This window comes from Streptomyces sp. NPDC060209, assembly GCF_042728155.1.
GTDB lineage: Bacteria > Actinomycetota > Actinomycetes > Streptomycetales > Streptomycetaceae > Streptomyces.
In genome coordinates this window covers 26,897-40,160 of sequence record NZ_JBHWZS010000023.1, presented here as the reverse complement: position 1 = coordinate 40,160, position 13,264 = coordinate 26,897, and the positions used below count along the sequence as shown (strand labels likewise).

Genomic DNA, 13,264 nt, shown 5'->3' with positions numbered 1-13,264 from the left:
GGCTTCGGCTTCGGTCCGGGTCCGGGTCCGGGTTCGGTCCGGGTCCGGCTTCGGTCCGGTTCGGGTTCCGGTTCGGGTCCGGGTAACGCTACGAGGAGGGGCGCGGCTGCGGTCGCGCCCCTTTTCGTGCCTCGCCGGCTACCGGCAACTGTCACTCCCGCGGGCCCGGCAGGGAGTCGGCGTCGCGGTACGATCAGCAACGCCATGGAATTGAATGCCTCCTACACCAGCTTTGTCGCAGTCGGCGACTCGTTCACCGAGGGCATGTCGGATCTGCTGCCCGACGGCTCCTACCGCGGCTGGGCCGACGTCCTCGCCGCCCGTCTCGCGGCCCGCGCGCCCGGATTCCGGTACGCCAACCTCGCCGTACGGGGAAAGCTCATCAGGCAGATCGTGGACGAGCAGGTCGCCGTCGCCGCGGCACTGCAGCCGGATGTGATCACGCTCGTCGGCGGGCTCAACGACACTCTGCGGCCGAAGTGCGACATGGGCATGGTCCGTGACCGGCTGGAGGAGGCGGTGGAGCGTCTCGCGCCGTCGTGCAAGACCTTGGTGCTGATGCGCAGTCCGGGCCGGAACGGCCCGGTGATGGAGCGCTTCCGTCCGCGCATGGAGGAGCTGTTCCTGCTGATCGGTGACCTGGCCGAGCGCCATGGCGCACTGGTGGCCGATCTGTACAGCGCGCCGTCGCTGGGCGATCCACGGATGTGGGACGTCGACCGGCTGCACCTCACTGCCGAGGGACATCGCAGGGTCGCGGAGGCGGTCTGGCAGACGCTGGGGCTTCCTGCCGAGAGTGACTGGCAGACCCCGATGCCCGCGTCGGCGTCCGCGCGGTGGGCGCAGCGACGGATCGACGACGTCCGGTTCGCCCGGCAGCATCTGATGCCATGGATCGGGCGGCGCCTGACCGGACGGTCGTCCGGGGACGGCCGGGCCGGCTCACAGTTCGACGCGGGGCTGGGGAAGGCGTTCTGGATCACCCCCGAGGACGGGGCGGCCCCCGGCCCGGTGGCGGGCTGGCGTCGGCTGGACGGCTGACCGCCCTGCCGGAACGGCACGTACGTCCTGTCGTCGAGTCGGCGCCGTTCTTCAGCGGCGGGTGGCGCTGATGGTGCTCCCCACCCTGAGGCATGTCGCGGACCCGAATGAAGCGACCGCCCTTCTGCGCGGCTGCTTCGTACATCCCGCGTCCCGGGGAGATCGTGCGCTCCCTCGCCGACGGGCTCGATCCGATCGAACCGAAGTTCGGTTCGATCAGCCTGTGGCACCCCGCGGAGTCTGTGGCCGGTGAGCCCGGCGGACCAGCAGAGCCTCGTGGCCGCAAGGCCCTGAGGACCGGCGGCCCGGCAACGGCGCTGCCGGAGGGCGGGCAGCGCCTTCGTAGGAAGCCACATACCGGCCCGCGGCGCGGACCTGCAGAAACCGCCAGTAGAATCGGGACACGTGACTGCTGTGTCTGCGAAGCCTCGCATCCCCAATGTCCTGGCCGGCCGCTATGCCTCTACGGAGCTGGCCGTCCTCTGGTCCCCCGAGCAGAAGGTGAAGCTGGAACGTCAGCTGTGGCTGGCGGTGCTGCGCGCTCAGAAGGACCTCGGGATCGAGGTACCCGACGCGGCGCTGGCCGACTACGAGCGCGTGATCGACCAGGTCGACCTCGTTTCGATCGCCGAGCGTGAGAAGGTCACCCGGCACGACGTGAAGGCCCGGATCGAGGAGTTCAACGCTCTCGCCGGCCATGAGCAGGTCCACAAGGGCATGACGTCCCGGGACCTCACCGAGAATGTCGAGCAGCTGCAGATCCGGCTCTCACTGGAGCTGATGCGCGACCGTACGGTGGCGGTTCTGGCGCGGCTGGGCAAGCTCGCGGCGGAGTACAGCGAGCTGGTAATGGCCGGCCGTTCGCACAACGTCGCCGCGCAGGCGACGACGCTCGGCAAGCGTTTCGCCACCGCCGCGGACGAGCTGCTGGTTGCCTACGGGCGGCTGGAAGACCTGCTGGGCCGTTACCCGCTGCGCGGCATCAAGGGGCCCGTCGGCACGGCACAGGACATGCTGGACCTGCTCGGCGGCGACGCGGGCAAGCTCGCCGACCTGGAGCAGCGCATCGCCGGGCACCTCGGCTTCGCGCACGCCTTCACCTCCGTCGGCCAGGTCTACCCCCGTTCCCTCGACTACGACGTGGTGACCGCGCTGGTGCAGTTGGCCGCCGCCCCCTCGTCGGTCGCCAAGACCATCCGGCTGATGGCCGGGCACGAGCTGGTGACCGAGGGCTTCAAGCCGGGCCAGGTCGGCTCGTCGGCGATGCCGCACAAGATGAACACCCGCTCCTGCGAGCGCGTCAACGGCCTGATGGTGATCCTTCGCGGCTACGCGTCGATGACGGGCGAGCTGGCGGGTGACCAGTGGAACGAGGGCGATGTGTCCTGCTCCGTGGTCCGCCGGGTCGCGCTGCCGGACGCATTCTTCGCCTTCGACGGTCTGCTGGAGACCTTCCTCACCGTCCTCGACGAGTTCGGTGCGTTCCCCGCGGTCGTGGCACGTGAGCTGGACCGCTACCTCCCCTTCCTCGCCACGACCAAGGTGCTGATGGGCGCGGTGCGGGCCGGGGTCGGCCGCGAGGTCGCACACGAGGCCATCAAGGAGAACGCGGTCGCCTCGGCTCTTGCCATGCGGGAGCAGGGCGCGGAGCGCAACGAGCTGCTCGACAAGCTGGCCGCCGACGAGCGGATCCCGCTCGACCGCGGTGAGCTCGATGCCCTGATGGCTGACAAGCTCTCGTTCACCGGGGCGGCGGGCGATCAGGTCGCGTCTCTGGTGTCCAGGATCGAGGAGATCGCCAAGCAGCACCCGGAGGCTGCCGCGTACACCCCCGGCTCCATCCTCTGACGGCCGCCACCGCTGCCGGATGACACCCGAAGAGCTTCAGGCCGCCCGCGATCGCGTCGTACCCGACGTGGTCGCGGGCGGTCTGCGTGTGCTGTTCTGCGGAATCAACCCGAGCCTCATGACTGCTGCCACGGGGCACCACTTCGCCCATCCGGGCAATCGCTTCTGGCCGGTGCTGCATCAGTCGGGCTTCACGCCCAGGCAGCTGAAGCCGTCGGAACAGGATCAGCTTCCGGGATTCGGCCTGGGCATCACCAATGTGGTGGCGAGAGCCACGGCGCGGGCGGACGAGCTCGGCACGGAAGAATTCCGCGAGGGCGGAAGAACGCTGTCGGCCAAGGTGGAAGAGCTGGGCCCCCAGTGGCTGGCCGTCGTCGGCGTCACCGCTTATCGCACAGCTTTCGGCGATCGCCGCGCGCAGATCGGCCCCCAGGAGCGGACCATCGGCGGCGCGCGCGTCTGGGCGCTGCCCAACCCGAGTGGACTCAACGCCCACTGGACGGTGAGCACCATGGCGGGCGAGTACGCCCGCTTGTTGGCTGCGGTCGGCCGGGGCGCCTGCAGCTAGGGGTTGTCCGCCAAGTCCCGCCTGGCACGTACTGCCACGGACCCGCGCCGCAGAACCGGACACCCTCGCCGCTCAGGGCGGGTCGACCACGGTGACCAGAACCCCCAACTCGCAGCCCGGTCCGTCATCCTCCTGGTAGAGCACCACGGCAACCCACCGGCCGCCCGTACGCCACAGCTGGAGGTACTCGCAGCTCGCGACTGGTTCAGCCCAGGGCTCCGCTATCACCTCCCCCGCCGTCATCCGTTCCTGTGCGCTCCACAGGCTGACGACCTGCGGTTCACCCCAGCGCAGCGTGAGCAGTGTGAGCAGCGCGTCGTGTTCAGCCAGGCATTGGACTCGGTGTTCTACGCGGTCTGCTCCGTCTCCTTCCTCGTGGCCGTCCTCGCCGATGAGGAGCGCCGTGTGGTAGCCAGGTCCGCTGACTCCCGAGCCCGACGGAAGGCGCTCCAGGGGGAAGTCCTTGGTGCGCATCCCGTCGATGAGGCGGAGGTGATGTGCGGTGGTCATACCGTCAGTAAACCTCCCGGCACTGACACATGGCCCCCACCAGGCGCCGTCGGCCACCGGCACATGGGCGCCCACCAGCCAGCCCTTCGCCTCCCGAGGTACTGACGCCGACCACCCGAACTGCGGGCAGCGAGCCGAACCCACTCCACCACCGCGGCTCAGGCGTCCCGCTTGCGCAGGGTCCACCAGCCTGCGACCAGCGCGGCAGCGGCCCACCCTGCGGTGACGGCAAGCCCCGTCCACGGCCCGAGGCTCCCCTCATGAGTTCCATGGAGCACCAACTGCCCCGCCTGGTCCGGGAGATACTGGGCCACGTCTCCCGCTATGTCTCCGACAACGAAGGAGACGACCAGGATGAAGGGGATGAGCAGGCTCAGCACGGCAACCGCGCTGCGCAACACCGCCGTCAGCCCCGCCGCGAGCAAAGCCATCAGAGCGAGGTAGACGCCACCACCGAACGCAGCGCGCAGGGCGCCTGGTTCCCCTGGACCGATCGCGTACTCGCCCATGAACAGCTGGCCCACCAGGAATGTGGCGAAGCTGGTGATCAGCCCTACGACCAGGGCGAGCCCACCGACCACAGCCATCTTCGCGACGTAGAAGAGGCTGCGGCTGGGGACGGCCGTGAGCGATATCCGCAGGGCTCCGTTCAGGAACTCGGACGACAGAGCGGTCGCACCGAAGCTGATGGCCGCGATCTGGCCGAAGTTCAGTGCGTAGAAGGCGGAGAAGAGAAGGTCGTTACCCGGATTGTCGGCCTCTGCCTGACCGACGGTGGAGAAGGCGAGCACGGTGACGGAGATGGTGGCGGCGAAGACCGCTATGAGGGAACCGGAAACGGACCGCACCGATTTGATCTTGATCCACTCGGAGTGCAGTACCGCGGTCGTCGACATGGTCATGCTGGTCAGACCTCCTGGCCGGCGGAGCGGGGCGGCGTGATGGCGGCGAATTCCGTCTCGGTCGCCGTGAGATCGAGGTAGGCCTCTTCCAGCGTGGCCTGCTCATCGACGAGTTCGAGAAGAGGTATGCCTTCGAAGGCGGCCAGGGCGCCGATTTCCTCCGCCGTGGCTCCGTCGACCGTCCAGCGCCCGTTCTCGCCCTGCGCCGGCGCGTACCCCTTGCGGATCAGCGCATCACGCAGCCGCGCGGATTCCGTCGTGCGGAGCCGGACGCCGGGCCGGCTCCGGGAAGCGAGGAACTCCCGCATCGGCATGTCGACAAGGAGCCTCCCCTTACCGAGAACGACCAGGTGATCCGCGAACGAAGAGGTCTCGTTCATCAGGTGGCTGGAGACCAGTACCGTACGGCCTTCGCCGGCCAGCTTCCGCATCAGCTGCCGGATCCAGACGATGCCTTCCGGATCCAGTCCGTTCGACGGCTCGTCCAGCATCACCACCTCCGGATCGCCGAGAAGCGCCGCGGCGATTCCGAGCCGCTGCCGCATTCCGAGCGAGAATGTCTTGATCCGCCGCCCGCCGACCGATTCGAGACCGGCTTCCACGAGCACCTCTTCGACCCTGGCGCCCGCTATGCCGTTGCTGGTGGCGAGGGCGAGCAGGTGATTGCGGGCGGTGCGCGAGCCATGTGCCGCCGTAGCGTCGAGCAACGCACCGACCCGGCGCAGCGGATCGCCCAGTGAGGCGTAGGGGTGTCCACCGATCGTGGCGGAACCGCCGGTCGCCCGGTCCAGGCCGAGGACCAGGCGCATGGTGGTGGACTTGCCCGCGCCGTTGGGCCCGAGGAAGCCGGTCACCCGGCCAGGTCGCACGCTGAACGTGAGGTGGTCCACGGCGCGGGTGGTTGCGAAGTCCTTGGTGAGCTCATGCACGTCGATGCTGGTCATGACTTCAGCCTGGCCCTCGGTCCTGGTCCGCCGCCTCCCCCGCCCGGGTGGATCGTCTCCCTCTCTCGGGGGAGTCGTCCCCCGGCCTGCCCTGGCACGATGGCGGCATGCGCCGCTTCCTCACCATGCTGGCCAGACCGGCCACTTACAGTCGCTGGCTGCACCTGCTCATTCCGGCCGCCGTTGGCAGCGTGTGGTTGTTCATCTCCCCGAGCAAGCCGTGGATGCCATTCCTCTTCGCGATACCCGTCGGGCTGCTTCCGGCGATGCGTCTGGCCGAAGGAGTGCAGGCACAGCTGCTTCTCACACCCGAGCAGCGGGGCCGTCCCGACGCCGCGATCTCCGCCGGTCCTGCCACGACTTGGCCGGACCGCTGGCGCACCGTTGCCTGGCTGGAGCTGCGGCTGGTGCTCGCGGTGGTGACGTGCTTCGCGACGGTCTGGCTGTCGGCGACATCGGTCGATCTCGTGCGAGGTTCGTTCGGAACGGGCCCGAGCGACGTATGGCTGGCCCGTGGTGTCGGGCCCGGCTGGTGGTGCGCCCTGCTCGCACCCCTGCCGATCCTGATACTTCTCGGGTCGGTCGTCCTGTGCGGTGAAGTGGCCGCGGCAGGGGCCCGCGGGCTGCTGGGCCCCTCACCGACCGAGCGGATGACCGCTCTGGAGGAGCGCACCGAGCAACTGCTGGAGCGTAACCGGATAGCGCGCGAGCTTCATGATTCGATCGGACATGCGCTGACGGTCGCGGTTGTCCAGGCAGGAGCTGCCAGGACAGCGGGGAACCCGGAGTTCACCGCTCGGGCACTCGCCGCCATCGAGGAGACGGGACGCAACGCACTGGACGATCTGGAACGCGTGCTCGGGGTGTTGCGCGAGTCCGACGTTCCCGCCAGCGGGCGTCCGACCCTGGCGGAGGCCGACCGGCTGCTGGAGTCGGCCCGCGGCTCCGGCGTGAAGCTCGACGTGGAAATGACGGGGCCACTGGATCTGGTCCCCGGCCCGGTGTCCCGTGAGGGCTACCGGATTCTGCAGGAGTCGCTCACCAATGTGCTGCGTCACGCCGGTGCCGTCCCCGTAAGGGTGAGGATCGTCGTGGTGGAGGAGAGGCTGGAGCTGGAGGTGGCCAACCCCCTCTCAGGATCGCCGCGCGGCCCGGGTGGCGGCAGCGGGCTCAGGGGCATCCGGGAGCGGGCCGCCCTGCTGGGCGGCAAGGCCAGAACCGGCCCGCACGAAGGGGAATGGCGGGTGCACGCGAGCCTCCCCCTGGACCGCATACGCTGACCGGATGCCGGTTACCGTTCTTCTGGTCGACGACGAGCCCCTGGTGCGCGCGGGGCTCCGCGCGGTCCTGGAGGCGCAGCACGATATCGAGGTGGTGGGCGAGGCCGCCGACGGTGCGGCGGTGATCCCCCTCGTGAGACGCCTTCGGCCCGACGTCGTGGCCATGGATGTGCGCATGCCTCTGATGGACGGCATCGAGGCGACCCGGGCGGTTCTGCGCACGGTCGCCGATCCACCGAAGATCCTGGTGGTGACCACGTTCGAGAACGACGAGTACGTGTACGAGGCACTCCGCGCAGGGGCGGACGGGTTCCTGCTCAAGCGCGCCCGGCCGGCGGAGATCGTGCACGCCGTGCGGCTGGTGGCGGAGGGCGAGTCCCTGCTTTTCCCTGCCGCGGTCCGGCAGCTCGCCGCGGAGTACGGCACGAGCGAGGCTCGGGCCGCTATGGACCGGGCGGCGCTCACGGACCGTGAAGCGGCAGTGCTCCGGCTGATGGCCCGCGGCTTGTCCAACGCGGAGATCGCCACCGAGCTCGTCGTAGGGGTGGAGACCGTGAAGACACATGTGAGCTCGGTGCTAGCCAAGTTGGGCGCCAGGGACCGTACGCAGGCGGTGATCGCAGCCTACGAGTCGGGCTTCGTGGCACCACGCTGACCGACGTCGCGCCCGACCGGTACCCGCTCCGGTTCGGGTTCCGCTTCGTCTCTCTCCGGGTGCCGGTCGCCGCCGTCGGGGGCAGCGAGTACGATCCGGCAGACATGCGCACGACCTGGGAGGTCACACGGTGGGCAGGCTGACCGGTGGGGACCCGTCTCTGCTGCGGAGGATCAATTCCGCGGTGGTGCTGCACGCCCTGCGAGGGGCGGATTCGCCCACGCTCACGGACCTGACCCGGATCACAGGCCTGTCGCGGCCCACCGTCGAAGGTGTCGTGGAGGGGCTCTTCGCCGCGGGCCTCGTGGTCGAGGCGCTTCCCGACGAGAGCGGAACCCGGCGCCAGGGCCGTCCCGCCAGGCGGTTCAGGTTCCGTGCCGAGGCCGGGTATCTGCTGGGCGTCGAGATCGGCCCGCACCGGGTCTCCGCCCTTCTGTCCGGTCTGGACGGCCGGATCGTGGGCGCGGGCTCGCGTGACGTCTCCGAGACCGCGTGCGCGGATGACAGGCTCGACCAGGTCAGAGGCATGATCGCCGACGTGCTGCGTCGAGCCGGCGTGCAGCGGAGCAGCTTGCGTGCGGTCGGCGTGGGCAGCCCGGGCATCGTCGAGGCCGACGGCACCGTCCGGCTGGGTACAGCGCTTCCGGACTGGACGGGCCTCGCGCTCGGCGAGAGGCTGCGGCGCTCCTTCCGGTGCCCGGTCCTGGTGGAGAACGACGCCAACGCCGCAGCGGTGGCCGAACACTGGAAGGGAGCGGCGACCGAGTCCGACGACATCGTCTTCGTCCTGGCGGGCCTGAGCCCGGGCGCGGGTTCGCTGATCGGCGGGCGGCTGCACCGTGGCTTCGGCGGTGCGGCCGGGGAGATCGGCGCACTGCATCTGCTGGGCCGCGATGTCACACCGGAACACCTGCTGTCCACGACGGACACCCCGCTGGACCCTCTGGACGAGCAGGCCGTCGCCGCCGTCTTCGCCAAGGCCAGGGACGGCGACGCCGGGGCGCAGGCTGCCGTCGCGCGGTTCATACAACGGCTGGTGCACGACGTAGCGGCCCTGGTGCTGGCGCTCGATCCGGAGATCGTGGTGATCGGCGGGTGGGCCGCCGGCCTGGACGGTGTTCTCGACCCGCTCCGCGACGAGCTCGCCCGTTACTGCCTGCGGCCTCCCCGGGTGGCCCTGTCGCTCCTGGGGGAGGCGGCTGTCGCCACCGGCGCGCTGCGGCTGGCACTGGATCACGTGGAGGAGCAGCTCTTCGCCGTGGAAGGAACGGTGACGGCCCGCCGCTGAGAGCGACGGGCCGTACGGGTTCGGACAGGGCTGCCGGACTGCTGCGATCAGGCCACGGCCTCGGAGGCGAAGAAACCTCCGCACGGGAACCCCTCGATGCGGCCGACAGGCCTTCCGAAGGCGTCAGGAGGCCTTGCGCTCCTGCTCGTCGTGGCTGATCTCCAGCGCGCCCGAATCCCCGAAGGTGAGCCGGCAGGTGTCGGCCCTGTACGTGGCGACTGAGACAGCCGCCGTGCCGGCGGCGGCGAGATACCGAGTGGTGACCACGAGAACGGGTGCGCCCGGGAGCCGGTCGAGTTCCTTCGCGTCGTCCGCGCGTGCCGACCCCAGTTCGACCGAGCGGTCCTGGCCGTCGAGGTCGAGGCGGTGCAGTTCCCTCAGGACGCTTCGGGCCCGGGCAGGTCCGGACGGCGCTTCGATGGCGGAGAGTTCGGGCACGGACGACGTCGGGACGTACAGCAACTCCGCCGCCACAGCCTGCCCATGGGCGACACGGATGCGGCGCACCACGTGTACGAGCTCTCCGGGATCGGTGTCGAGCGTAGCGGCGACGGCGGCAGGAGCAGTCGTGGTGGTGCATTCGAGGGGCTGCCACGCCTCGTCCGTTTCGCCTCCCGCCCAGCCGTGCTGTGCGGTGGCGACGGCCACTCCGACCCGGGGTGGGGCAACGGTCGTGCCCACGCCGCGGCGTCGCTGCAGCCTGCCTTCGAGCTCGAGCTGCTCGAGTGCCTGACGAAGCGTCGCCCTGGCGACACCGAAGCGCGCCGCGAGGTCTCGCTCGTTGGGCAGCACCTCTCCCACCGCGAAGTCCGAGTCGAGTGCCTCACTGAGCACGGTCTTGAGGTGCCAGTACTTCGGCTCCTGCACCGATTCCAGCTGCGTGGTCCCCACCCTGTCCTCCGCATCCGCCCGGTGGCTTGTTTTCCGCGACGTTATTTATTAAAGGTTCCTGCCTTATCGTTCAGACCTTAGGACGGCGAACCACCTTGGTCAAGACCAATCCTCACCCCGTAACGCAGCGAAACGGTCCCCTGCCGCAGAGCGTTCACAGGACGTTCGTGCGGCGGTGAGCCCCGGCAGTACGAAGCCCCACGCCCGACACCACCGGTCGGGTTCGCGGGGCTCGCGTCGAGTGCGGGCTTCATGGAGTTCGCGGGTCGCGGAGCTCGCGAGGTCCGTGGAACCCGTGGGGTCCGTGGAACCCGTGGGGTCCGTGGAACCCGTGGGGTCCCCGGGGACGGCTGCGCGCACCCCCGAAGATCCTGGCCAGGTTTCCGCCCGCGCCACCGATCGCCGCTAAGGGCTGCCCCGTGATCCGCGGCGGGCGCACGACGACAGCTACGGCACCTCGCCGCGTTGTCGGATCGCCCGAATACGCCAGTATGAGGACGCCCCTCCGCCTTGCGATGCACCGCATCCGTCGCCGCGCGCCGATCCACCGGGCATTACGGGGCAGCCCTCAGGACGCGCGCACCCCGGCCAGCTTGTCCGGGTTACGGATGACGTAGACGCACCGGATGACCCCGCCGCCGACTTCGGTCTGGAACACCGTGTCCACCTCGCCGTCCACGCTGAACACCAGAGCGGGGCCCCCATTGAGCTCCAGGATCCGCACGTCCGTGGTGGCGGACCGGGCCTGCCCCACGGCAAGGAGGAAGCGGCCGACCTTGTCCGCGGTCTCGATGATCCGTCGCGGCGCCTTCGCCTTTCCTCCGCTGTCGCTGACCAGACGTACGTCCGGAGCCAGAAGGGCGAGCAGGCGCTCGAGGTCCCCACCGGACGCGGCGGCGAGGAAGCGCTCGGTGAGATCGCGCCGCACGGCCGGATCCACGTCGTACCGCGGCTTGCGCTCATCCACATGACGCCTTGCGCGGCCGGCGAGCTGCCGTACCGCTGCTTCGGAACGGTCGAGGGTGGCCCCGATGTCCGCGTACGGGAAACCGAAGGCCTCACGCAGGACGAATACCGCACGCTCCAGCGGGGAGAGGGACTCGAGGACGACGAGCAAGGCGAGGGACACGGAGTCGGCGAGCACGGCGCGCTCCGTCGAATCAGGGACGGCCGGGCCGAATTCGGTGACCACGGGTTCGGGCAGCCAGGGCCCCACGTACGCCTCGCGCCGGGACCGCAGATGGCGCAGACGGTCGATGGCCAGACGCGTGGTGATCCGTACGAGAAAGGCCCTCGGCTCCCGCACCTCGTCACGCTCGGCCGACGACCAGCGCAGCCATGCCTCCTGCACCACGTCCTCGGCGTCGGCGACACGGCCGAGCATGCGGTAGGCGACCCCGGTGAGGAAGGGCCGGTGTTCTTCGAAGAGCTCGGTCACGGTGTCGGCAGTCACTTTTCCATCCCAGCCGACGCACCGCAGGGTGTCCAGCGGGAATCGGCGCCTGCCCCTTGAACTGGAAGCTACCCGACGGTAATCATTGCTGACGGCCCGTCTCATTCCGTCCCAGCCCGCCAGGTCCGTCCCGAGGAGCAGCATGGCCACCACGGTCTCGTTCGCAGTCGATTCTCCCGCCGGCCGTCGTACGGTCGAGATGGCGTACGAACGAATCGGTTCGGGTGAGCCGCTGGTGCTGCTGCACGGAATCGGCCATCACCGCCAGGCGTGGGATCCGGTCCTGCGCATCCTGGCGGCCGAGCGCGACGTCATAGCCGTGGACCTGCCCGGATTCGGCGCCTCACCGGCGCTGCCGCACGGGCTCGCCCATGACCTGCGGACCATGGTCCCCGTGCTCGGCTCACTCTTCGACGCGCTCGGGGTGGAACGGCCGCACGTCGCCGGGAACTCCCTGGGGGGCCTGCTGGCTCTGGAGTTGGGCCGCGAGAAGCTGGTGCGTTCGGTGACGGCGCTGTCCCCTGCCGGCTTCTGGACGCAGAGCGAGCGCCGCTACGCCTTCGGTGTGCTGCAGGCGATGCGTGTCGCGGCCCGCTCGATGCCGATGCCGCTGATCGAGCGGCTCTCGAAGAGCTCGCCCGGCCGCACCGTCCTGACCAGCACCATCTACGCGCGACCAGGCCGCCGTTCACCCGATGCGGTCGTGTCGGAGACCGTCGCCCTGCGCGAGGCCACCGGTTTCCGTCAGACCCTCGAGGCCGGCCTGACCGTCGCCTTCACCGATGATGTGCCGGACCTCCCCGTCAGCATCGCCTGGGGCACCAAGGACCGTCTGCTCCTGCCTCGGCAGGGCGTCAGGGCCAAGCACGTGATTCCTGGCGCACGGCTCGTCCGCCTTCCTGGTTGCGGCCACGTCCCGATGAACGACGACCCTGCCGCCGTCGCGCGGGTCGTCCTCGACACGAGCCGCTGACGCCCCGGCGCCGCCCAGAACGCCCGAGCCCAGCGCCACCCCCAGACCCACCAGAACGCTCCCCACCCCCTGGCCCACGCCGTAGGTTCCCGTGCCGACCAGCGGTGCGGTCAGCGCGGCCGATACGGGGATCAGCCCGGAGAAGAGCGTGGCGCGCTCCGCACCGATGCGCCGCATACCGCTGTACCAGCACACGAAGCCGATGACGGTGACGACGGCCGCCTGCCAGAGCAACGCGAGCGTCTCCACCGGTGTGGGCACCCGCAGAACGGCTCCGCCATCCAACAGGACGCCGAGCAGTCCGGATTCCACGGCTGCGACAGCGCACACGGCCGCCGACAGCAGTTTCGGCCCGAGGGGTCGCAGCACCGGCACGGCGAGGACCGCGAAGCCGACCTCTCCGACCAGCGCGCCCACCGAGTAGAGGACCCCCGCCAGGTCGGTCCTGCCCCAGCCCTGGACGGTGAACGCGCCGATGGCCACGAGACCCGCCCCGTACAGGACGGCCCGGGCCGGGCGGCGCCCTTCCAGGGCAGGCACGAGGACGCCTACGACGATGGGCGCGCAGCCGACGAGCACCCCTGGTACCGCTGGTTCCGCCGTGCGTTCCGCGGCCAGGACCGCCAGGTTGAAGCCGACCATTCCGATTGCGGCGAGGGCCCCCAGGCGGCCCCACTGACGCAGGGTCAGCATCCTCAGGGTGGCAGCCGTTCCCGGGCCGCCACCTGAGCGCAGGAGCGGCAGGAGCAACAGGGCGGCCAGACCGTAGCGCAGCGCCTGGCCGCCTGCGTAGGGATAGTCGCCGAGGACACTGTTCGCCGTGAAGGACGCACCGACGAGGGTGCAGGCGAAGGCCGCGAGAAGGGCTCCGCGCAGGGGAGTTGCGTTCATGAGGGCGACGCTAGGTTGTG

The 13,264-nt window shown here is 69.9% G+C and carries 12 protein-coding genes and 1 pseudogene; 7 read left to right on the top strand and 6 right to left on the bottom strand.

All coding sequences use genetic code 11. The annotated features are described in order from the left end of the window. Positions 1-204 precede the first annotated feature (204 nt). The 3 genes from ACFWFI_RS07245 (at position 205) to mug (ending at position 3,457) form a co-directional block, all read left to right on the top strand. Positions 205-1,041, top strand: a complete 837-nt coding sequence (locus ACFWFI_RS07245; protein ID WP_387386593.1) for an SGNH/GDSL hydrolase family protein — start codon at positions 205-207, stop codon at positions 1,039-1,041. Between the two features lie 405 nt (positions 1,042-1,446). Continuing rightward, positions 1,447-2,889, top strand: coding sequence for an adenylosuccinate lyase (purB, locus tag ACFWFI_RS07240; protein ID WP_387386590.1), 1,443 nt, complete (start codon positions 1,447-1,449; stop codon positions 2,887-2,889). 19 nt (positions 2,890-2,908) lie between these two features. Beyond that, on the top strand, positions 2,909-3,457 hold the full coding sequence (mug, locus tag ACFWFI_RS07235; RefSeq protein WP_387386588.1) for a G/U mismatch-specific DNA glycosylase: 549 nt from the start codon (positions 2,909-2,911) through the stop codon (positions 3,455-3,457). 72 nt (positions 3,458-3,529) lie between these two features. Here the strand turns inward: mug and ACFWFI_RS07230 are convergent, their stop codons facing one another. From ACFWFI_RS07230 to ACFWFI_RS07220, 3 genes are all read right to left on the bottom strand, one after another. After that, positions 3,530-3,967, bottom strand: coding sequence for a hypothetical protein (locus tag ACFWFI_RS07230; RefSeq protein WP_387386585.1), 438 nt, complete (start codon positions 3,965-3,967; stop codon positions 3,530-3,532). Between the two features lie 158 nt (positions 3,968-4,125). Beyond that, on the bottom strand, positions 4,126-4,869 hold the full coding sequence (locus ACFWFI_RS07225; protein ID WP_387386582.1) for an ABC transporter permease: 744 nt from the start codon (positions 4,867-4,869) through the stop codon (positions 4,126-4,128). 5 nt (positions 4,870-4,874) lie between these two features. Next, the gene (locus ACFWFI_RS07220; RefSeq protein WP_387386579.1) at positions 4,875-5,813 is read right to left on the bottom strand and encodes an ABC transporter ATP-binding protein; all 939 of its coding nucleotides are present in this window, start codon (positions 5,811-5,813) and stop codon (positions 4,875-4,877) included. A 107-nt stretch (positions 5,814-5,920) separates the two neighbouring features. Between ACFWFI_RS07220 and ACFWFI_RS07215 the strand changes: the two genes are divergently transcribed. The 3 genes from ACFWFI_RS07215 to ACFWFI_RS07205 all read left to right on the top strand — a co-directional run bounded on the left by ACFWFI_RS07215 (position 5,921) and on the right by ACFWFI_RS07205 (position 9,036). After that, positions 5,921-7,093, top strand: coding sequence for a sensor histidine kinase (locus ACFWFI_RS07215; RefSeq protein WP_387386576.1), 1,173 nt, complete (start codon positions 5,921-5,923; stop codon positions 7,091-7,093). Between the two features lie 4 nt (positions 7,094-7,097). After that, on the top strand, positions 7,098-7,748 hold the full coding sequence (locus ACFWFI_RS07210; protein WP_387386573.1) for a response regulator transcription factor: 651 nt from the start codon (positions 7,098-7,100) through the stop codon (positions 7,746-7,748). A gap of 130 nt (positions 7,749-7,878) precedes the next feature. Beyond that, a complete protein-coding gene (locus ACFWFI_RS07205; protein WP_387386571.1) occupies positions 7,879-9,036 on the top strand; it encodes an ROK family protein in 1,158 nt (385 codons plus the stop codon). A 123-nt stretch (positions 9,037-9,159) separates the two neighbouring features. On the opposite strand, the gene ACFWFI_RS07200 is transcribed toward ACFWFI_RS07205, so the two are convergent. Both ACFWFI_RS07200 and sigJ read right to left on the bottom strand, forming a co-directional pair. Continuing rightward, a complete protein-coding gene (locus ACFWFI_RS07200) occupies positions 9,160-9,927 on the bottom strand; it encodes a GntR family transcriptional regulator (protein WP_387386565.1) in 768 nt (255 codons plus the stop codon). A gap of 568 nt (positions 9,928-10,495) precedes the next feature. Further along, a complete protein-coding gene (sigJ, locus tag ACFWFI_RS07195) occupies positions 10,496-11,380 on the bottom strand; it encodes an RNA polymerase sigma factor SigJ (RefSeq protein ID WP_387386563.1) in 885 nt (294 codons plus the stop codon). Positions 11,381-11,522: 142 nt separating this feature from the next. On the opposite strand from sigJ, the gene ACFWFI_RS07190 reads away from it, so the two are divergent. Beyond that, entirely contained in the window at positions 11,523-12,353 is an 831-nt protein-coding gene (locus ACFWFI_RS07190) for an alpha/beta fold hydrolase (RefSeq protein ID WP_387386560.1), read from the top strand. A gap of 90 nt (positions 12,354-12,443) precedes the next feature. Here the strand turns inward: ACFWFI_RS07190 and ACFWFI_RS07185 are convergent. Then, positions 12,444-13,244, bottom strand: a pseudogene (locus tag ACFWFI_RS07185) (EamA family transporter); the annotation flags it as partial. Between the last annotated feature and the right edge of the window lie 20 nt (positions 13,245-13,264).